This window comes from Duganella sp. Leaf61, assembly GCF_001421905.1.
In the GTDB taxonomy this organism is placed as follows: domain Bacteria; phylum Pseudomonadota; class Gammaproteobacteria; order Burkholderiales; family Burkholderiaceae_D; genus Rugamonas; species Rugamonas zoogloeoides.
Genome location: NZ_LMLM01000030.1, coordinates 292352 through 312202, shown reverse-complemented (window position 1 = coordinate 312202; position 19851 = coordinate 292352). Strand labels below are relative to the sequence as shown.

14 protein-coding genes are annotated in these 19851 nt (G+C 65.7%); 5 read left to right on the top strand and 9 right to left on the bottom strand.

Going from position 1 to position 19851, the window contains the following annotated elements; all coding sequences use genetic code 11:
- The first annotated feature begins 11 nt into the window (after window positions 1-11).
- Window positions 12-2213 (top strand): OsmC domain/YcaO domain-containing protein, encoded by a 2202-nt coding sequence (locus ASF04_RS21515; RefSeq protein ID WP_056146518.1) that lies wholly within the window; start codon window positions 12-14, stop codon window positions 2211-2213.
- Here ASF04_RS21515 and ASF04_RS21510 read toward each other — a convergent pair.
- The 3 genes from ASF04_RS21510 to ASF04_RS21500 all read right to left on the bottom strand — a co-directional run bounded on the left by ASF04_RS21510 (window position 2210) and on the right by ASF04_RS21500 (window position 7308).
- Entirely contained in the window at window positions 2210-5314 is a 3105-nt protein-coding gene (locus tag ASF04_RS21510) for an efflux RND transporter permease subunit (RefSeq protein ID WP_056146516.1), read from the bottom strand. The two genes, ASF04_RS21515 and ASF04_RS21510, sit on opposite strands and share 4 nt — an antisense overlap.
- Window positions 5311-6606 carry an efflux RND transporter periplasmic adaptor subunit gene (locus ASF04_RS21505; protein WP_056146514.1) on the bottom strand — a complete coding sequence of 432 codons (1296 nt, stop codon included), beginning with the start codon at window positions 6604-6606 and terminating at the stop codon, window positions 5311-5313. Before ASF04_RS21505 ends, ASF04_RS21510 begins: the two co-directional genes overlap by 4 nt.
- Window positions 6607-6690: 84 nt before the next feature.
- Complete coding sequence (locus ASF04_RS21500) at window positions 6691-7308, bottom strand: TetR/AcrR family transcriptional regulator (protein WP_056146637.1); 618 nt, start codon at window positions 7306-7308, stop codon at window positions 6691-6693.
- Window positions 7309-7400: 92 nt separating this feature from the next.
- Between ASF04_RS21500 and ASF04_RS21495 the strand changes: the two genes are divergently transcribed.
- Window positions 7401-8954 (top strand): TolC family protein, encoded by a 1554-nt coding sequence (locus ASF04_RS21495; RefSeq protein ID WP_056146512.1) that lies wholly within the window; start codon window positions 7401-7403, stop codon window positions 8952-8954.
- 2 nt (window positions 8955-8956) lie between these two features.
- On the opposite strand, the gene ASF04_RS21490 is transcribed toward ASF04_RS21495, so the two are convergent.
- Complete coding sequence (locus tag ASF04_RS21490; RefSeq protein WP_056146511.1) at window positions 8957-9886, bottom strand: LysR substrate-binding domain-containing protein; 930 nt, start codon at window positions 9884-9886, stop codon at window positions 8957-8959.
- A gap of 150 nt (window positions 9887-10036) precedes the next feature.
- On the opposite strand from ASF04_RS21490, the gene ASF04_RS21485 reads away from it, so the two are divergent.
- A complete protein-coding gene (locus tag ASF04_RS21485) occupies window positions 10037-11020 on the top strand; it encodes an NAD(P)-dependent alcohol dehydrogenase (RefSeq protein WP_229205153.1) in 984 nt (327 codons plus the stop codon).
- Here ASF04_RS21485 and ASF04_RS21480 read toward each other — a convergent pair.
- The 3 genes from ASF04_RS21480 to ASF04_RS21470 are packed head-to-tail and all read right to left on the bottom strand — an operon-like array spanning window position 11004 to window position 16848.
- The gene (locus ASF04_RS21480) at window positions 11004-12539 is read right to left on the bottom strand and encodes an efflux transporter outer membrane subunit (protein ID WP_056146509.1); all 1536 of its coding nucleotides are present in this window, start codon (window positions 12537-12539) and stop codon (window positions 11004-11006) included. The two genes, ASF04_RS21485 and ASF04_RS21480, sit on opposite strands and share 17 nt — an antisense overlap.
- Window positions 12536-15658, bottom strand: a complete 3123-nt coding sequence (locus tag ASF04_RS21475) for an efflux RND transporter permease subunit (protein WP_056146507.1) — start codon at window positions 15656-15658, stop codon at window positions 12536-12538. Before ASF04_RS21475 ends, ASF04_RS21480 begins: the two co-directional genes overlap by 4 nt.
- The gene (locus ASF04_RS21470) at window positions 15655-16848 is read right to left on the bottom strand and encodes an efflux RND transporter periplasmic adaptor subunit (protein ID WP_156368729.1); all 1194 of its coding nucleotides are present in this window, start codon (window positions 16846-16848) and stop codon (window positions 15655-15657) included. The genes ASF04_RS21475 and ASF04_RS21470 overlap by 4 nt, the downstream gene beginning before the upstream one ends.
- 128 nt (window positions 16849-16976) lie before the next feature.
- Between ASF04_RS21470 and ASF04_RS21465 the strand changes: the two genes are divergently transcribed.
- Entirely contained in the window at window positions 16977-17654 is a 678-nt protein-coding gene (locus tag ASF04_RS21465) for a response regulator transcription factor (protein ID WP_056146505.1), read from the top strand.
- Complete coding sequence (locus ASF04_RS21460; protein ID WP_056146503.1) at window positions 17647-19029, top strand: sensor histidine kinase; 1383 nt, start codon at window positions 17647-17649, stop codon at window positions 19027-19029. Before ASF04_RS21465 ends, ASF04_RS21460 begins: the two co-directional genes overlap by 8 nt.
- 24 nt (window positions 19030-19053) lie before the next feature.
- On the opposite strand, the gene ASF04_RS21455 is transcribed toward ASF04_RS21460, so the two are convergent.
- Window positions 19054-19548 carry a GNAT family N-acetyltransferase gene (locus ASF04_RS21455; RefSeq protein WP_056146501.1) on the bottom strand — a complete coding sequence of 165 codons (495 nt, stop codon included), beginning with the start codon at window positions 19546-19548 and terminating at the stop codon, window positions 19054-19056.
- Window positions 19496-19825: a DUF1778 domain-containing protein gene (locus ASF04_RS27040; RefSeq protein WP_082488926.1), complete on the bottom strand. Its 330-nt coding sequence runs from the start codon at window positions 19823-19825 to the stop codon at window positions 19496-19498. The genes ASF04_RS21455 and ASF04_RS27040 overlap by 53 nt, the downstream gene beginning before the upstream one ends.
- Window positions 19826-19851: the final 26 nt, after the last annotated feature.

Sequence of the window (19851 nt, the reverse complement as noted above, 5' to 3'; positions counted from 1 at the left end):
GGAAGCCTCCCATGGAAATCAAGGTCAACTTTCTCGACAAGCTGCGGCTCGAAGCCAAGTTCGATGATTTTACGGTCATCGCCGACCAGCCCATCCGCTACAAGGGCGACGGCTCGGCCCCCGGCCCGTTCGACTATTTTTTGGCGTCGTCGGCCCTGTGCGCAGCGTATTTCGTGAAGTTATATTGCAATACTCGCAATATCCCGACCGAGAATATCCGTCTTTCGCAGAACAACATCGTCGATCCGGAAAATCGTTATAAACAGATCTTCAAGATCCAGGTCGAGCTGCCGGCTGATATCTCCGACAAGGACCGCCAGGGCATCCTGCGCTCGATCGACCGCTGCACGGTGAAAAAAGTGGTGCAGGAAGGGCCCGACTTCGTGATCGAAGAAGTGGCCAACCTCGACGCCGACGCGCAAGCGCTGCTCACGCTTAACCCGGATGCCGCCGCCCGCACCTTCATCCCCGGCAAGGACCTGCCGCTCGAGCAGACCATCGCCAATATGTCGGGCGTGCTGGCCGACCTGGGCATCAAGATCGAAATTGCCTCGTGGCGCAACATCGTGCCGAACGTGTGGTCGCTGCACATCCGCGACGCCCATTCGCCGATGTGCTTCACCAACGGCAAAGGCGCCACCAAGGAAAGCGCGCTGGCCTCGGCGCTGGGCGAGTATATCGAGCGCCTGAACAACAACCACTTCTACGCCGGCAGCTACTGGGGCGAAGACATCGCCAACGCCGATTTCGTCCACTACCCGAACGAGCGCTGGTTCAAGCCGGCCCGCCGCGACAAGCTGCCCGCCGAAATCCTCGACGACTACACGCGCGACATCTACGACGCTGACGGCGAACTGCGCGGCTCGCACCTGATCGACACCAACTCCGGCAATATCGAGCGCGGCATCTGCGCGCTGCCGTACACGCGCCTGTCCGATGGCGCCACCGTGTACTTCCCGTCCAACCTGGTCGAGAATCTGTATGTCAGCAACGGCATGAGCGCCGGTAACACGCTGGTCGAAGCGCAGGTGCAGTGCCTGTCCGAGATCTTCGAGCGCGCCGTCAAGCGCCAAATCCTCGAAGGTGAAATGGCGTTGCCGGACGTGCCGCAGGAAGTGCTGGCCAGGTACCCGGGCATCGTCGCCGGCATCAAGGGGCTGGAGGAGCAGGGCTTCCCGGTGCTTGTAAAAGATGCGTCGCTCGGCGGCGTGTACCCGGTCATGTGCGTCACGCTGATGAACCCGCGCACCGGCGGCGTGTTCGCCTCGTTCGGCGCCCATCCGAGCCTGGAAGTGGCGCTCGAACGCAGCCTTACCGAACTGCTGCAAGGCCGCAGCTTCGAAGGCCTGAACGACCTGCCGCAGCCGACGTTTGCCAGCGAAGCGGTGACGGAGCCGAACAACTTCGTCGAACACTTCATCGATTCGAGCGGCATCGTCTCGTGGCGCTTCTTCAGCGCCAAAGCCGACTACGATTTCGTCGATTGGGACTTCTCGGGCAAAAGCGAAAATTCCAACGCCGAGGAAGCGGCCACGCTGTTCGGCATCCTCAAGGACATGGGCAAGGAAGTTTACACGGCCGTGTACGACGACCTTGGCGCGGTTGCCTGCCGTATCCTGGTGCCCGGCTACTCGGAAGTCTATCCCGTGGAAGACCTGGTCTGGGATAACACCAACAAGGCGCTGCTGTTCCGCGAAGACGTGCTGAATCTGCACCGCCTGGACGACGACGCGCTCGAAGCGCTGCTCGACCGCCTGGACGACAACGAGCTCGATGAATACGGCGACATCGCCACCCTGATCGGCATCGAGTTCGACGAGAACACCGAATGGGGCCAGCTCACCACGCTGGAACTCAAGCTCCTGATCAACCTGGCGTTGAAAAACTTCGACGAAGCCAAGGAACTGGTCGAGTCCTTCCTCCAGTACAACGACAACACGGTCGAGCGCCGCCTGTTCTACCAGGCGCTCAACGTGGTCCTGGAAGTGGAGCTCGACGACGACATGGACCTGGCAGACTACGAGGTCAATTTCCGCCGCATGTTCGGCGCCGCGCGCATGGACGCGGTGCTCGGCTCAGTGGCGGGCACGGTGCGCTTCCATGGCCTCGCGCCAACGAGCATGCAGCTCGAAGGGCTGGAGCGCCACGCGCGCCTGATCGACAGCTACAAGAAGCTGCATGCGGCGCGCGCCAGGGCGGCTGCGCGCTCCTAGTGGTGTAACACCGGCGCTGTCCCACCGGTCGGCGCCGCATCCGGCGCCGGCGGCGCGATCTTGAACCAGATCGCATACATGGCCGGCAGGAACACCAGCGTCAGCACGGTGCCGGCGATGGTGCCGCCGATCAGCGTGTAGGCCAGCGTGCCCCAGAATACCGAGTGGGTGAGCGGGATGAACGCCAGCACGGCGGCCAGCGCGGTGAGGATCACGGGCCGCGAGCGCTGCACCGTTGCCTCCACCACCGCGCGGAACGGATCGAGCCCCGCCTTCTGGTTGTCGTCGATCTGGCCGATCAGGATCAGCGTGTTGCGCATCAGGATGCCCGACAGCGCGATCAGGCCCACCAGCGCATTGATGCCGAACGGCTGGCCAAACAGGATCAAGGTCGGCACCACGCCGATCAGGCCCAGTGGACTGGTCAGGAACACCATCACCATCGCCGCGATCGAGCGCACCTGGAAGATGATGATCAACAGCGTGATCGCCAGCATGATCGGGAACAGCGGCAGCATGGCCGTGGTAGCCTTGCCCGATTCCTCGATCGAACCCGCTTCAACGATGTGGTAGCCACTGGGCAGCCTGGCGACGATCGGCTGCAGCTGGGCGGTGATGGCGCCGGAGACGTCCGGCGGCTGCAAGCCGTCGGCGATATCGCCACGCACGGTCATCGTCGGCACGCGGTCGCGGCGGCGCACCAGCGGTTCTTCGAACTTCACGTCCACCGTGCCCACCTGCGAGAGCGGAATGCGCTGGCCGTCGGCGCCCGATAGCGTGAAGTCGGCGATGCGGGCCGGGTCGAGCCGGTTGTCGCCGGCCGAGCGTGCAATGACCTGGACTGTGCGGATATCTTCCCGCACGGCCGTCAATGGCACGCCATTGAGCAGGAATTGCAGCTGCTGCGCCACTGCAGTGGAGGTCAGGCCCACCGCCTGCAGGCGATCCTGCTGCAAGGTGAAATGCAGCGAAGGTGTACGCACGCCCCAGTCGCTGTTCACGGTGCGCATCATCGGGCTCTCCTCAAGCACATGCTGCACGTCTGCCGCGATGTCGCGCATCTTGGCCGGATCGGGCCCGCTCACGCGGTAGGCGACCGGGTACGGTGAGTACGGGCCGAACACCAGTTGCGTCACGCGCACCCGCGCTTCCGGCGCCAGCCCGGCGGCGACCACCTCGCGCAGGCGCACTTTCAAGGCGTCGCGCTCGTCCTGGCTGTCGGTGCGGATCACGATCTTGGCGAACGACGGATCGGGCAGTTCCGGTCCCATGGCGAGATAAAAGCGCGGCGCGCCCTGGCCGATGTAGGCGGTGACGATTTTTGCTTCCGGCTGCCTGGCCAGCCATGCCTCCACCTTGGCGGCGGCGGCGCTGGTCTGGCCGATTGCCGTACCGAACGGCATCTGCACTTCGACCAGCACTTCGGGCCGATCGGAGACCGGAAAGAACTGTTTCTTGACCACGGCCATGCCGCCGATGGCCAACGCGAACAGGCCCACCACGGCGCCGGCGACCACCCACTTGCGGGCGATCACGCGGCCCAGCAGGTCGCGGAAGCGCCGGTAGCGCGGCGTGTCGTACAGCGCTGCGTGGCCGCCTTCGACCTTCTTCAACTGCGGCAGCATCTTCACCCCCAGGTACGGGGTAAATACCACCGCCACCACCCACGACGCGATCAGCGCAATTCCGACGATCCAGAACATATTGCTGGTGTATTCGCCAGCCGATGAGCGTGCAAATCCATTGGGCATGAAGCCCACTGCTGTGACCAGCGTACCGGCCAGCATCGGTGCGGCCGTGTGGCTCCAGGCATAGGCCGAAGCGGCAATGCGGTCGTAGCCTTCCTCCATTTTGACCACCATCATTTCGATGGCGATGATGGCGTCGTCCACCAGCAGGCCCAGTCCGAGGATCAGGGAGCCGAGCGTGATGCGATCGAAGTTCTTGCCGGTGGCGGCCATCACGATGAACACCACCGCCAATGTCAGCGGCACAGCGGCAGCGACCACGATGCCCACGCGCCAGCCCATGCTGACGAAACAAACCACCATCACCACCAGCAGCGCGACGAAGAACTTGACCATGAACTCATCGACCGCCGATCCGATATTGACCGCCTGGTCGGTGACCTTGGACAGGCCCATGCCCAGCGGCAGTTCGGCGTTGATGGCGCCCACCTCCGTGTCCAGCGCCTTGCCCAGGTCCAGGCCATTCCAGCCGTCGCGCATCACGATGCCCAGCAACAGGACCGGTTCGCCGCCGTTACGAAGGATGAAGCTCGACGGGTCTTCGTAGCCGCGCTTGACGGTGGCGATGTCGGACAGCTTGAGGGTGCGCCCCTGCACGACGATCGGCGTGTCGCGGATTTTTTGCAGCTGGTCGAAGGCGCCATCCAGGCGGATGAACACCTGCGGGCCGCTGGTATCGACCGAACCGGCAGGCGTCAACACGTTCTGGTTGTTGAGCGCCGCGAACACCTGGTGCGGCGCCACGCCCAGCGTGGCCAGGCGCTCGTGCGAGAATTCCACGTAGATGCGCTCCGGCTGCTCGCCGATGATGTTGACCTTTTTGACCCCCGGCACGTGCAACAGGCGCTGACGCAGCGTTTCGGCGTCGCGCACCAGCAGGCGCTGCGGCTCGCCCTTGGCCTTCAGCGCGAACAGTGCAAAGGTCACGTCCGCGTATTCGTCATTGACCATGGGGCCGATCACGCCCTGCGGCAGGTTGCCCGCCTCGTCGCCCACCTTTTTGCGGGCCTGGTAGAACTGCTCTTGCACCTCGGCCGGCGGCGTGCTGTCCTGCAGCGTCAGGGTGGTGAAGGCAAGGCCGGGGCGGGTATAGGTTTCGCTGCGTTCGTACCAGCGCAGTTCCTGCAAGCGCTTCTCGAGCTTTTCGGCCACCTGGTCCTGCATTTCCTGCGCGGTGGCGCCGGGCCAGGCGGTGATCACGGTCATGACCTTGATGGTGAAGGCCGGGTCTTCCGCGCGACCGAGCTTGAAGAACGAGACCACGCCCGCGACCGAGATCAGGAAGATCAGGAACAGGGTGATCGCGCGCTCGCGCACGGCCAGCGCGGAGAGGTTGAAGCGGCCCGCGCTCATTGTTTGGCTCCGGCGCTGGTAATTGGTGCAGGCGCAGCCGACGCCGCCGTCACTGCAGATGTAGCCGCCGCTGCGGCTGGCGGAGCCGCTGCCACTACCGGTTCTGCGACCAGCCGTACAGCTTGGCCTTCGCGCAGCAAGTGGGCGCCCAGCGCCACGATGCGCTCGCCGGATTTGAGCGGACCGGTAACGATAGCGGCGTCGTCACCCAGGCGCTGCACGGCCACCGGCCGCCACGTGACCTGCGCTGGCTGGCCCTGGACCAACCACACGCCCGGACCCTTGCCAGCGTCGTGCAGGGCGCCCATCGGTACTGACCACGCGCTGCTTCTTGCCTGCGTGTCAGTGCTGGAACCGGCCTTCGTCGCCGATTTGGTGTCGCCCCCCTTGGCGGTGGCATCTGACCCGACAGCTGAATTACCTGCTTCATTGGCCGCTGTCGGTGTCGCATCGGGCAGCTCAATCGTAACGGTCGCACCCAGGGGTGCGGCGGCCAGCGCCCCTTCCAGTACGTATCTCGCTTCGTAGGTGCGGGTGGCGCGGTCGGCAGTGTCGGACAACTGGCGCAGGCGTGCCGGCACTGCCTGTCCGGTCTGTCCGAACAGCGTGGCCAGCCCGGTCGATCCCAACCGGGGACGCAGCGTCTCGGGCAGCGCGATCACGGCTTCGCGGCTGCCGGCGCGCGCCAGGCGCAGCACCGGCTGTCCGGCGGCCACCACCTGGCCCGGTTCGGCCAGGGTGTCCATGACGATGCCGTCGGCATCGGCCACCAGCTCGGCGTAGTGGCTGGCGTTGCGCGCCACTTCGGCCTGGGCTTCAGCTGCCTTCAACTGCGCATTCGCGGCGTCTGCGGCTGCCGCCACCTGGTCATAGGCGGAGGCGGAAATGGCGCCGGTGCCGCGCAGGTCGCGGTAGCGCGCCTCGTCTTGCGCGGTTTGCCGGGCGCGCGCCCTTGCTGCGGTGACTGCTTCCAGTTGGGCGCCGGCAGCCAGTTTCAGGTCGACCGGATCGATGCGCATCAGCACCTGGCCACGTTTTACGTGCTGGCCCGTATCGACCAGCCGTTCGAGGACTTTGCCCGCGACCCGGAACCCCGGTTCACTCTGGACGCGGGCGGCGACGGTGCCGGTGAACGTCCGCGCGCCGCGTGCGGCTTCGCTGAGCATGGCGGTGCGCACCAGTGGCGCTTGCGTGCGTGGATCGGAGGGGGCCGGCTTGTCGCAGCCCGCCAGCAGCAAGGCGGGCAGGCAAACGGCGGACAAGGCAGCGGTGGCGACAAGACGGCGAGGCATAGAAATCCCGTGAGTGAACAAAACAGGATTTCATTTTGAGACTAGTGACCAAATATGTCAACGGTCACAATCGATTTAAGAGTGTCATCTCGACAAGCTTCGCAGCACCAGGCTCGATAGCTGGGCCGGTGCGTGGTCAACGGAGTCGAAGCTGTATTGCAGCAGCAGCGGATTGAGATACGGCCGCAGCACCAGGTAGATGGCGCTCACCGTTTCGTCCAGCGGCGTCTTGCGTTCGAAGTCTTCGTTCTCGCGGCCCAGGCGCAGGATGTCGGTCAGGATGCCCTGGATGCGCAGCTCGTAGCGCTGCGCGGAATCCCACCGCTCCGAGGCGGCCGAGGAGGCGATGTCGAACAGCTTGCGGTCCTCGAAGAACAGCCGCATGCCCGATGCCACGATGGTCTTGAACAGGCGGCGCAGCTTCTCGGGCGCGCCGTCGGCGCCATCGACGGCAGCGCGGACGTCGGTCTCGATCTCGCGCAGGCAGGTGGCGCAAATCTGTTCGCCGATGGCCTGCTTCGATTCGAAGAACTTGTAGATATAGGCCTTGGAAAAACCGATCGCCTTGGCCAGGTCGGAGACGGTGGTCTTCTCGTAGCCGTACAGGCGGAAATGGGCGGTGGCGGCGCTGACGATCTGGTCGCGCACGTCATGGTCGGCCGGGCCCCGGGTCGGGCCATGGTTGATGTTTGCAGTAGTCATGGCCGACAGCTTAACCCCCATCCCCGATTTGCACAATAAGTGACCAAAGTGTGATATAGTCACTTTCATCTTTTCTTCTTTAGTGAACTGCCATGAACCCGATCCGACCATTGATTGCGCTGGCGGCAGCCTGTTTTGTGACAGGCTGCGCCACCGCTCCGGCCGTGGGGCCCTACTATGCGCGCCCCGATCTGCAACTGCCGCAGCATTACCTGACCCCTTCTACGGAAACGTCGGCCGACCTGTCCCGGTGGTGGCAGCGCTTCGACGACCCGCAACTCGACCAGCTCATTACGCTGGCGCTGGCGCAGAATCTCGACCTGGCGCAGGCGGCGGCCCGGGTAGCGCAGGCGCGGGCCGGCCTTGGCGCCGCCCAGGCGGCGCTGCTCCCATCGGCGAACGTGAACGCCCAGGCCGCGCGCGCCTACCAGTCGGTGGAAACGCCGCTGGGCCGGGTGCTCGATTCGCAGCCCGGCTTTGACCGCTATGGCAGCGCCTACGAAGCAGGCGTCGGCGCCGGTTGGGAAATCGACCTGTTCGGCGGACTGCGGCGCGGACACGAGGCGGCACTGGCCGAGTACGAGGCGTCCGCCGCTGGCGCTGCCGCCACCCGGCTGGCAGTGGCCGCCCAGACTGCCGACACCTACATCAGCTTGCGCGGTCTGCAAGCGCGGCTTGACATTGCGCGCCACCAGGTGCGCACCCAGGAAGACCTGCTGGCCACGCTCAAGCTCCTGCTGGACAAGGGCCTGGTCCCCGAGCTGCAAGTGCACCAGGTGGAAGGCGCGCTGGCGCAGGTGCGTTCCTCGGTCCCGGTGCTGGAAGCTGCGCAGGATACCGCCATGAACGCGCTCGACGTCATGCTGGGCAGCGCACCGGGTACGCATCGTGCGCAACTGGCGATGCAAGGCGCGAAGGCAGCAGGCCATGCGGCCTCAAATTCAGCTGCCAATCCAGCTGCAAATCCGGCGGAAAATACAGCTGCAATTCCGCTCACGATCGCGAACGCAATCCCGGTGGCGGCGCTCATCACGGCCACCGGGGCCCCGGGCGACCTGCTGCGCCGCCGCCCCGACCTGATCGTTGCCGAGCGCCGGCTGGCCGCGTCCAATGCACGCATCGGCATGGCAATTGCCGAGTTCTATCCGAAGTTTTCGCTGAGCGGGATGATCGGCAGCGCCACCGCCATCTCGGGCGGCAACCTGTTTACCAGCGGCGCCAGCGAAGCCTCGGCCGTGCTGGGACTGCGCTGGCGCCTGTTCGACTTCGGCCGCATCAACGCCCAGATCGTCCAAGCGCGCGGGCAGGAGGCCGAAGCACTGGCGGCCTACCGCCAGTCCGCGCTGCGCGCCACGGCCGACGTGGAAAATGCGTTGACCGACATGAATCAGCGCAACCGCCAGGCTGCCACGCTGGAGCAGGGCGTGCAAGCGTGGCAGCAGGCACGCCAGGCGTCGTTTGCCGCTTACCAGAAGGGCGTGGTGAGCCTGATCGAGGTGCTGCAGGCGGACGACAAGCTGCTGCAGGCATCGGACCTGCGCGCGCAGGCGCAAACCGAAGCGGCGCGTGCCGCAGTGGCGGCATTCAAGGCGCTCGGCGGCGGTGGGCAGACTGCGTCGGAAGCCGATGCCGTGGCGCAGCGTTAAGCTCAGGGAGCCGGCGAGCGTGCATCGAAGATGTCCGGCCGGTTCTCGGCCAGCGCCACCAGGGTATCGACGGCCATCCTGACTTTCGGCTGCAAATGCCAGGTCTTTTGCCACAGCACGTGGATCGGCATCGTGCCGCCGCTGATGTCGGCTAGCACTTGCACCAGGGCGCCGGTGCGTAGTGCCTCGCCCGCCAGCCAGACAGGAAATTGCGCCAGGCCGCAGCCGGCCAGCGTGGCTTGGAGCAGGGCGTCACCGTCGGGCAGTTCGTGGCGCACCGGTACTTCGTGCGGGGCGATGGCGCCCATTGCATCCTTCAACAGCCAGGTGGACCTGGCAGTGCGGCGCCAGCCTGCCAGGCAGTCGTGCGCCGCCAGGTCGGCGTGGCTGCGCGGCGTGCCCTTGCGCGCCAGGTAGGCGGGCGCTGCGCAGATCACCATGTGTTGGTCGCCCAGCCGGCGCGCGATCAAATCGGGATAGTCGCCCAGCGCGCCGATGCGCACGGCCAGGTCGATGCCGTCGGCAACCATGTCCACCGCCTGGTCGCGCAGCGTGAACGACAGATCGAGTTTGGCGTGGCGCGCCGCCAGTGCCAGCAGCGGCGGCACGATATGGCGCCGGCCGAACGTGGTGGGCAGGTCGATGCGCAGCCGGCCCACCGGTTCGCGGTGGCCGGTGGCCAGGAACGATTCGGCCTGGTCGAGTTCTTCCAGCACGCGCCGGCAACTGAGCAGGTAAGCCTCGCCCTCTGTAGTGAGATCGATGCGGCGCGTGGTCCGGTGCAGCAGCTGCACCCCCAGCCGGGCCTCTAGCCGCGAGATGCTTTTGCCGACGGCGGAACCGGTCACACCCAACAGCGCCGCTGCGGCGCTCATGCTGCCCTTGTCGATTGCGAGGACGAACTCGCGGATGCCTGCAAAACGGTCTTCCATGAGATTGTGGACTTCGGGGATGGAAAGACTGGAATCATAGCTACTTACTGAACTCGAGGGAAGTAATTAGACTGCTTTCTCGTTGAGCACCAACCGGTCCTCACGCTACAGGAGAACACGATGAAGGCATGACTGCTGAAAGATTTTGGTTTGAATAACCTGCAACAGGGCGAGGTGCCGACCCCGGTGCCGCAGGCCGGCGAACTGCTGGTAAAGGTGGGGGCGGTATCACTTAACTTCCGCGACAAGGCGATTGTCGATGGCATCTACGAGCCGCACCTGGTGCCCAAGTCGCTGATCCCGGTCTCGGACGCGGTGGGCGTGGTGGTGGCCGCCGGCGTCGGCGTTACCCGCTTCGCCGTCGGCGACCGCGTCAACTCGCACCTGTATTCGCGCTGGATCGACGGTGAACCGGGACCCGACGAACCGGCCTACTGTTTCGGCATGCCGCTGCCGGGCGGACTGGCCGAGTACATGGTCATCCACGAAGACAGCGCCGTGCGCGCACCGCAGAACATGACCGACGAGGAAGCATCGACCCTGCCGATTGCAGCGCTTACGGCCTGGTATGCGCTGATGGACGTCGGTCGCCTGCAACCGGGCCAGACCGTGCTGGTGCAGGGCACCGGCGGCGTCTCGATCTTTGCCGCGCAGATCGGCGCCGCCCACGGCGCCCGCGTGATCGCCACGTCCAGCAGCGACGCCAACCTGGCCAAAGCGAAAGCGTTCGGCGTGAGCGACGGCATCAACTACCGCACCCACCCGGACTGGGAGCGCGAGGTGCTGGCGCTCACCGGTGGCAAGGGCGTGGACATCACCATCGACGTGGCTGGCGGCGCAGGCCTGAACCAGTCGGTGCAGGCGACCAAGGCTGCCGGCGTGATCGCCCAGGTAGGTTTCCTGACCGGGCAGACCACGCAGCTGCAACTGATGCCGGTGATCTTCCGCCAGACCACGATCCGTGGCATCGCGGTGGCGCCCCGCACCTCGTTCGACCGCATGAATCCTTTCCTCGACCGGCATGGCATCAAGCCGGTGATCGACCGGGTGTACGCGTTCGACGAGGCGGTGCAGGCGTTCGAGCACCTGGCCCGGGGACCGTTCGGCAAGGTGGTGATCAAGGTGGCGGACTGACAGCTGCGACGTCGGCGCCGTTATCCGTGCGATGCCACCAGCCGCCACCCAGCGCCTGGAACAGCGCCGCCGCGTCACCGAGCCGGCTCGCTTCGGCCTGGGCCAGCGCCAACTGCGCCTGCCACGATTCCTGCTCGGCGGCGATCAGGGCCAGCTGGTCCAGGTAGCCGTTGGCATGCTGGCGCACGGCCAGGTCGCGCATGGTGTCGGCGGCGTCGCGGGCTTCCTGCGACGCCGCCAGCGCGTCGTTGCCGGCGTCGATCGCGTGCAGCACGTCGGCCACGTTCTGGTACGCCTGCGCCACGGCCGACTGGTACGCGGCCACGGCGCCGCGCATTGCTGCATTGGCGGCGCGCTCGCGGTGTTTCAGGGTGCCGCCGTCGAACAGCGGTTGCAGCAGGCTGGCGGTCACGTCGAAGAATTTACCGCTGTTCCAGAACATCTGGCCGAACTGGCTGGCCGCGCCGCCAGCCGTGGCGCTGATGGAAAACTGCGGCAGCCGCGCCGCGCGCGCCACGCCCGCCTGCGCGGTGGCGGCGCGCAAACCCTCTTCGGCCATGCGGATGTCGGGGCGCTGCTCGATCAGTTGCGATGGCAGCGATAGCGGCAACGTTGGCGGCAGCTGGAACGACGCCAGCGTAAACGCCGGCACCGCGCCGCCGGGCGCCACGCCGGCCAGCACCCGTAGCAGTTCGCGGTTCTGCTCGAACTGCAGCCGCAACGGCGGCAACTGCTGTTTGGCCTGGGCGGCGGCATTCTGCTGCGCCGCCAGTTCCTGGCGGGCCGTATAGCCGGCATCGCGCTGGCGGCGCGCCAGTGCGACCGCCTGGCCGCTGGCATCAATCATCTGTTCCACCACGTCGATCTGGCGCCGCAGCAGCGCGTCCTGGAATGCCGCCGCCGCGATGTTCGACGCCAGCGTAATGTAGGTCGCCTCCAGTTGCAGGCGTTCGGCCCGCTGCTGCGCCGCCAGCGAGGCCGTTTCCAGCCGGTTGGCGCCAAACACGTCGGGCGTGTAGCCCACCGTCAGCTGCGCGGTGTGGAAGTTGTAGAGCACCGGTGCGGTATACGGCGCCTTGCCGCCTTCGCTGGCGGGCGTGCCTTCTTTCGTGCTGATCACGGTGCCGTTGCCCTGGATGCCGGGCGAATTGCCACCGAGGTTGCCGGCCACCTTGTTGCGTGCCGGCGAGTAGCCCGCCTGCACGGTGGGATAGAAATAGCCGCGCTGGGCCAGCACATTTTCCTGCGCAGCCCGCAACGCCTCCTGCGCCTCGCGCACCGACGGATTGGCGCGGAATGCCTGCTCCACCAGGGCGTCGAGCGCGGGGGAGCGGAACAGCGTCCACCAGTCGCGCTGGATATCCTGTTGCAGCGCGTAGCGCGGCGCCGCTTCCGTAGTGGCGGGCGTGTCGGTATAGGCCGCCGGCAGGGCGACGGCAGGGCGTTTATATTCGGGACCGACGCTGCAGCCGGCAGCCAGCAGCGCCAGGGCGCCGACGGTCAGTAAATGTTTGTTCATGGCGTGGCCGGATCGGGAAGGGCAGGTTGTTCCGGTTCGGAGAAATTCCCGAACAGCTTGAGCGCCAGCGGCAGCACCAGCAGGGTGAAGATGGTGCCGCTGACGATGCCGCCAACGATCACGCAGGCGAACGGGCGCTGGGTTTCGCTGCCGATGCCTTGCGAGAGCGCGGCCGGCAGCAGGCCCATGCCCGCCATCAGCGCCGTCATCAGGATCGGCCGCAGGCGCACCACCGCACCTTCGGCGATTGCCAGGCGCACGGCAGCGCCTTCGCGCACGCGCTGCATCACTTCTTCCACCATGATCACGCCGTTTTGCACCGAGATGCCGGCCACCGCGATGAAACCCACGGCTGCGGACACCGACAGGTGCAGCCCGCCGAGCGCCAGCGCCGCGAATCCACCGATCATGGTAAACGGCACCATACCCAGCACCAGCGCCGCCAGTCGCACCGAGCGGAATGCCCAGAACAGCAGCGAGAACATCAGCAAGATGGTGAGCGGGATGGTCACTGCCAGGCGCTTGGTGGCGCGCTGCGAGTTTTCGAACTGGCCGCCCCAGGTGATTTCGTAGCCGGCCGGCAGATGCAGCTGTTCGCTTACCTTGCGCTGCGCTTCGTCGATGAAGCTGCCCTGGTCGCGGCCCGACAAATTCATCTTGACGATCACCGTGCGCGAACCGGCTTCGCGCAGGATGCGCGAAACGCCCTGGCGGATCTCGATGGTGGCCACGTCGGCCAGCGCCAGCGTGCCCGGGCCATCGCCCACCCTGGTGCCCGGCACTGACAGTTGCAGCGCGCCGATGGCATCCACACTGGCACGGTCGGCTGCGCGGATGCGCAGCACCACGTCGAAGCGGCGGTCTTCCTCGAAATAGCTGGTGACGGCATTGCCGGACAGCGCCTGCTCCACCAGCGCATTGACGTCGCCAACGGTGATGCCGTAACGCGCCAGGCGGGTGCGGTCGGGTGTGACCACCACTTCGCTCTGGCCGCCGATGCGCGTGGCATCGACGTCCACCGCACCGGGAATTTTCTCGATGATTTCCACCAGGTGCTGGGCGTGGTTCTCCAGGATATTCAGATCGCTGCCGCTGATCTTGGCGACGATCTCACCGCGAAAGCCCGACAGCGATTCCTCCACGTTGTCCTGGATGATCTGCGAGAAGTTGGTGGTGAGCCCCGGTATCTGCGCCAGGCTGGCCGACATGCTGGCCACCAGCGCCTCCTTGTCGGCGAAGCGCCACTGCTTGCGCGGCGTGAGGTCCACCAGCGTTTCCAGGTTGTTCGGACCTTTCGGGTCGGAGCCGTCGTCAGGACGGCCGGCCTGACTGATCACGTGAGACACTTCCGGATATGCCAGCAGCTTGGCGCGCACCAGGCGTTCGACATCCTTGGTGGTCTCCAGCGAGGCCGACGTGGGTAGCGTGATGGTGAGCCAGATATTGCCCTCGTCGAGCTTGGGCATGAATTCGCTGCCGAGGCGTGGCGCCAGCGCAAACGCGATCACCACCGGGATGGCCGACAGCCACAGGATCGGTTTTGCACGGCGCATGGTGCGTTCCAGCAGACCGCCGTAGCGCTGTTGCAGGCGCTCGAGCCACGGCTTGTGCTTTTCGCTGAGCGGACGCTTTTCGATGGTGCGCGCCAGCAGCGTGGGCAGCAGGGTAAAGGTCAGCAGCACGGAACCGATCAGCGCGAAGGTGAGCGTGAGCGCGACCGGCGTGAAGATTTTCCCTTCCACGCGCTGGAAGGTGAAAATGGGCACAAACGCGACGATGATGATGGCCTTGGAGAACAGCACCGGGTGCGCCATGTCGCGCATGGTCCGGTGCAGCACCTGCATGCGCGACTGCACCGAGTTGATCTCGCCGGTACCCATCAGCGCCATGCGCACCATCAGCGCTTCCACTATCACCACCGCGCTGTCGATGATGATGCCGAAATCGACGGCACCCAGCGAGATCAGGTTGGCCGACACGCCGTAGGCATTCATCAGGATGAACGCAAACAGCAGCGACAGCGGAATCACGGTAGCCACGATCAGCGCGGCGCGCCAGTTGGACAGGAAGATCGCCAGCACCACAATCACCAGCAGCGCACCGATCACCAGGTTTTCAGCCACCGTGAACACCGTGTGTTTGACGAGATCCGTACGGTCGTAGATCGGCACGATTTTTACTCCCGCGGGCAGGCGCTTTTCCAGTTGCGCGATGCGCTCCTTGAGGTCGGCATTGATCTTGGACGGATTGCCACCCTTGGTCATTGTGACGATGCCTTCCACGATGCTGTCGCGCTGGTCGGCGCCGACGATGCCAAAGCGCGGGCGCTCGCCAGTCTGCACCTTCGCCACGTCCGCTACCGTGATGGCGCGGCCCTGGCGCGCGGCGATCACCACTTTTTCGATATCGGCCAGGCTGGCGTACAAACCGGCCGAGCGCACGATCAGCGTGGCGTCGCCCAGGCTGGCCAGGCCGCCGCCGGCGTTGCCGGTACCCTGCTCGATGGATTGTTTGAGCTGGTCGAGCGTGACCTGGTATTTGCGCAGCAAAAACGGGTCGGCCTCCACCTGGTATTCGCGGATGGCGCCGCCGAAGCTGGTGATGTCGGCCACGCCCGGCGTCATGCGCAGCGCAGGGCGGATGGTCCAGTCCTGCAGGGTGCGGATCTCGGTTTCCGACAGGCCCGGCGCGTCGATGGTGTAACGATAGACTTCACCCACGGCCGTGGACAGCGGCGCCAGTTCGGGCTTGACGCCATCGGGCAGGTCGGCGCCGGCCAGCTTTTCGATCACCTGCTGGCGGGCGAAATAATTGTCGGTGTCGTCGGCAAAGGTGAGGGTGACGATGGACAGCCCGGTCATGGTCACCGAGCGCACGTTGGTCAGGCGCGGAATGCCGGCCACTTCGCGTTCGATGGGCAGCGTGACGGTGCGCTCCATGTCCTCGGGCGCCTGGCCGGTCTGTTGCGAGATTACCCGTACCTGCACGTCCTGCACGTCGGGGAAGGCTTCGATGGGCAGGTTCGACAGCGCGTAAAAGCCGAAGCCCGTCAACGCCGCCACCAGCACCAGCACGAACACGCGCTGACGCAGCGCGAACACGATCAGGCGGTCGATCATGGCGCGTTGCCTGCGCGTGCGCTCAGTTCGGCATCGAGCAGCAGGGCGCCGGTGGTGACCACGCGCTCGTTTTCAGCCAGGCCCTTGCCGACATAGCTGTTGTCGGCGCCGCGCGTGAGCAATGTCACCTGGCGGCGCTGGTAGCGGCCCGGCGCCGTCTCCACGAATACAAACGTGTACAGGCCGCGGTTGACCAGGGCGCCGTTGGGCACCCGTACCGCGTGTCCGTTCTGCTGCAACAGCGCGGCGCGCACGAACATCTCGGGCAGCAGCTTGCCGCCGGCGTTGTCGAGCCGCGCGCGCACCACCACGCGGCGCGTGTCGGGATCGACCGCCTGGCCGCGCTGCATGACGGTGGCGGTGAAATGCTCGCCGGGATACGTGTCGCTCTCCACGTTCACGCGCACGCCGGGGTGCACCTGCGCCGCCAGCGCTTCGGGCACGTCGATCAGCAGCCACAGGCTGCGCAGATCGCTGATCACGAACAGCTGCGTGGATAACTCCGGGCCCACGTCCAGCGCGGGCGTGATCGCGCGTTCGACCACCACGCCGTTAATCGGGCTGACCAGCTCCAGGCGCTGGCCGCGCACGCGCATGCCGGCCGTGTTCAGGTTGGCCATGCGCTGGCGCGCGCGCGCCGATTCGGCTTGCGCTTCGGCCAGGTCGGCTTCGGCCGCTTCCAGCTCGCGGCCGGCGATGCCTTCGCCGGCGCCCAGCACCCGCGCGCGCTCGAGCACCAGCCGCTTGTGCGTCTCGTCGGAGCGGGCCTTGTCGATGTCGGCCTGCGCGGTGCCCAGTTCCGGCGCATCGATCTCGGCCAGCAACTGGCCGGCGCGCACGCGGTCGCCCAGCGCGGCTTTAACGGACAGGACGCGGCCCGCCAGGCCGGAGCCCAGGCGCGCGGTCGCGTCTTCGTCCATCACCAGGCGGGCGCTCAGCGCTGCGCCCAACGGCACCGGCAGCGATGGCATCGGTTGCGCGCGCAGCAGCTCCAGTTGCGGCGCGCCAGCGGCAAAGCGCAGTTCCTGCGTGCCGCTGGCCACCGGCGGCGCTGTTGTTGGCGCTGTTGTTGGAGCTGTTATTGGCGCGGCGGCTGTGGCATGCGTGGCCGCCTTCCACAGGTATGACCCGGTGACCGCCGCTGCCGCCAGCACCAAGGCGCCGGCTCCCATCCAGTACTTGCTCTTCATCGGTTTTCCGTTGGTTCCGGCCGGTCCGTACAGCGTGGCGACCTCGGTTACAATGGCGCGGCGCAGTGCCGGCGTTGCGCCGCATCTTACCGGCGCTACCTTGCCTGAACCTTGCCCTCCTATTTCCGATGCCGCTCCTGATAGTTGAAGACGACCGCGAACTCGCGCATGGCCTGTGCAGCTCACTGGCCCAGTCGGGCTACGCCGCCGATGTCGCTGCCGATGGCCGCGCGGCGATTGCCGCCTGCGCTGCCAGCACCTACGACCTGGTGATCCTCGACCTCGGTCTGCCCGACATGGACGGCCTGGAAGTGCTGCGCCGCCTGCGCGCGGGCGGCCTGGCCGCGCCGGTGCTGATCCTTACCGCGCGCTTCGATCTCGACGACCGCGTGTCGGGGCTCGATGCCGGCGGCGACGACTACCTGGCCAAACCGTTCGAGCTGCCCGAGCTGGAAGCAAGGCTGCGCGCGCTGCTGCGGCGCGGCCTGCCGCAGGTGTCGCGCGTGACCTTCGGCGATATCGATTTCGAACCGGCCACGCGGCAGGCCAGCGTGCATGGCCGCGAACTGGGGCTGACCGCTGCCGAGGCCACGGTACTGGGCATGCTGTTGCGCCGGCCGGGGCGGGTGGTGAGCAAGTCGCAGTTCGTCGATGAACTGTATGACCACGCCGACGAAAAGAACCCGGCCATGATCGAAGTGTTCGTCAGCCGCCTGCGGCGCAAGCTGGCCGATGCGCAGTCGGACGCGATGATCCGCGCCCTGCGGGGACTGGGCTACCGCCTCGAGGCCGGCGCCCATGGCTAGCGTTGATCGCCCGAGTTTGCGGCGCCAGCTGCTGCTGCACCTGTCGATTCCGCTGCTGCTGGTGTTGGCGCTGGGCGCGGTCGGCGGCATGGCGATTGCGCGCCAGGCCGGCAACGTGGTGCACGACCGCTGGCTGCTCGATTCGGCCATGACGCTGGCGGCGCAAGTGAAGGCGCGGGACGGCCACGTTGCGCTGGCGCTGCCGCAGGCGGCCATCGAAGTGCTGGAATGGGACCGGCTGGACCGCATTTACTGGCAGGCCTCGTCCACGCGGCAGGGAACCCTGCTGCGCAATACGCCGTTGCCGGCGCCGCCGCGCGCGCTGGTACCGAACCAGCCGCTTTACTACGATGCGACCATGGGCGGCAACGCCGTGCGCGTAGTGGCACTGGAACAGGCCGCGCCCGGCGGCATCGACGACACCGTGCGTATCCAGGTGGCCGAGACCATGCAAAAGCGCGAACACATGGCCGGCAAGCTGCTGGCACAATGGGCACCGCTGCAAATCGCGGTGCTGCTGCTGGCCGGCGCCTTCATCTGGCTGGCGGTCACCCGCAACCTGCGCAAGGTGGACAGCATTGCCGCCAGCCTGGGCACGTACGACGCCGACAGCCTGGTGCCGATTGCCGATACCGACCGCATGCCGGTCGAAATCGAACCGCTGACCACCGCCATCAACCGCCTGATCCTCAAGCTCAGCGAAGAGCAGGCGCTGCAAAAGCGTTTCATCTCGAACGCTGCCCACCAGTTGCGCACGCCGCTGGCCACGCTACAAGTGCAAACCCAGCGCGTGCTGCGCGAGCACGACCCCGTCAAACACAACGACGCGCTGGGCGATGTCGATCGCGCGGTGGGCCGGCTGCACCACGTCACGCAGCAGCTGCTGACATTGATGCGCTCCGAGCGCGAGGGAGAAAAGCACCTGCGCCAGGTGCCGGTGGACCTGGCCGCGCTGGCGCGCCACGCAGTGGAGCGCTGGGCCGACAGCGCGCTGGCCAAAGATATCGACCTCGGTTACGAAGGCCCGGACCAGGGCGCGATGCTGGCGGGAGAACCGCACCTGCTGGGCGAACTGCTGGGCAACCTGATCGACAACGCCATCCGCTATACGCCGGTTGGCGGCACCGTGACGTTAACCCTCGACCAACACCCGTCGCGGTTGACGGTGGAAGACGACGGGCCCGGCATCCCCGCGCACGAACGGGCGCTGGTGCTTGAACGCTTTTACCGTGGCAGCAACAGCGACGTGGCCGGCGGCTGCGGCCTCGGCCTGCCGATCGCCCGCGAAATCGCCGCCCGGCATGGGGCGCGGCTGCGGATCGAGGCGGGGTCGCTGGGGCAGGGGACGCGAGTGGTGGTGGAAATGGCCAGCTAACGTAGCCGCTGGCAGCAGGCCAAGCTATCGCGGCATATCCGCGAATGGCATCAAGAGTATTAACGGATTGTCCGGGAATGACGTAAAACCGTATCGGCGATAAAACGCTGCTGCCGTGTCATCCTTGGCATCGACGAATATCGCGAACCCGCCGATTTCTGTTGCTACGCGTCTTGCCCGATGCATACCATCAAAAAGTAAGTATTCTCCCAATCCTTGGCCTTTGACATTGCGGTCGACGGCAAGCCTGGCAAGCGAGAGCCCGGGTATGTCGCGCGGCAGCCGTTTCGCCATCGCCGGTGGCAACTCGAATTTCGAGATCATCCTTCTGACAGCGAGCGTATAAAAGCCCAACACTTCTGTGGGCGCATCATCGTCGATCAGAACATAAGTTTTGGAGAGGAATTTTCGTTGATGCTGTCCGGCTGTGGCCTGCAAGAAGAAGTTCAGGTCCGCGTTTTCACAATCAAACTTGTTGACCTGGTGAGATGTCTCCAGCGGGACCACTCTGGTTGCCATTTTCAATTTCCCTTTGCTGGAATCTTTCAAACGCTCGCATGAGGGCAGCATTGGGTTTGGAAGGGTTATCAAGCAGGTTGATGATCATTGCGGCATCATTTTCCGAGAGTTGGATGAACTTTTCTCGGTCGATAATTTTCTCGGCCTTTTCAAGCGAAGCCTGGACCATGAATTGATTCATGGTCGATCCGGTTAGTTCCGCTGCCTCCTGAATTTTTAAGGTGATGGCTTGCGGGATTCGGTTGGTGATACGGTCGCTGCTTTCCGGTGCATTCATGATTTACCTTTCATGCCAGCGGGGCA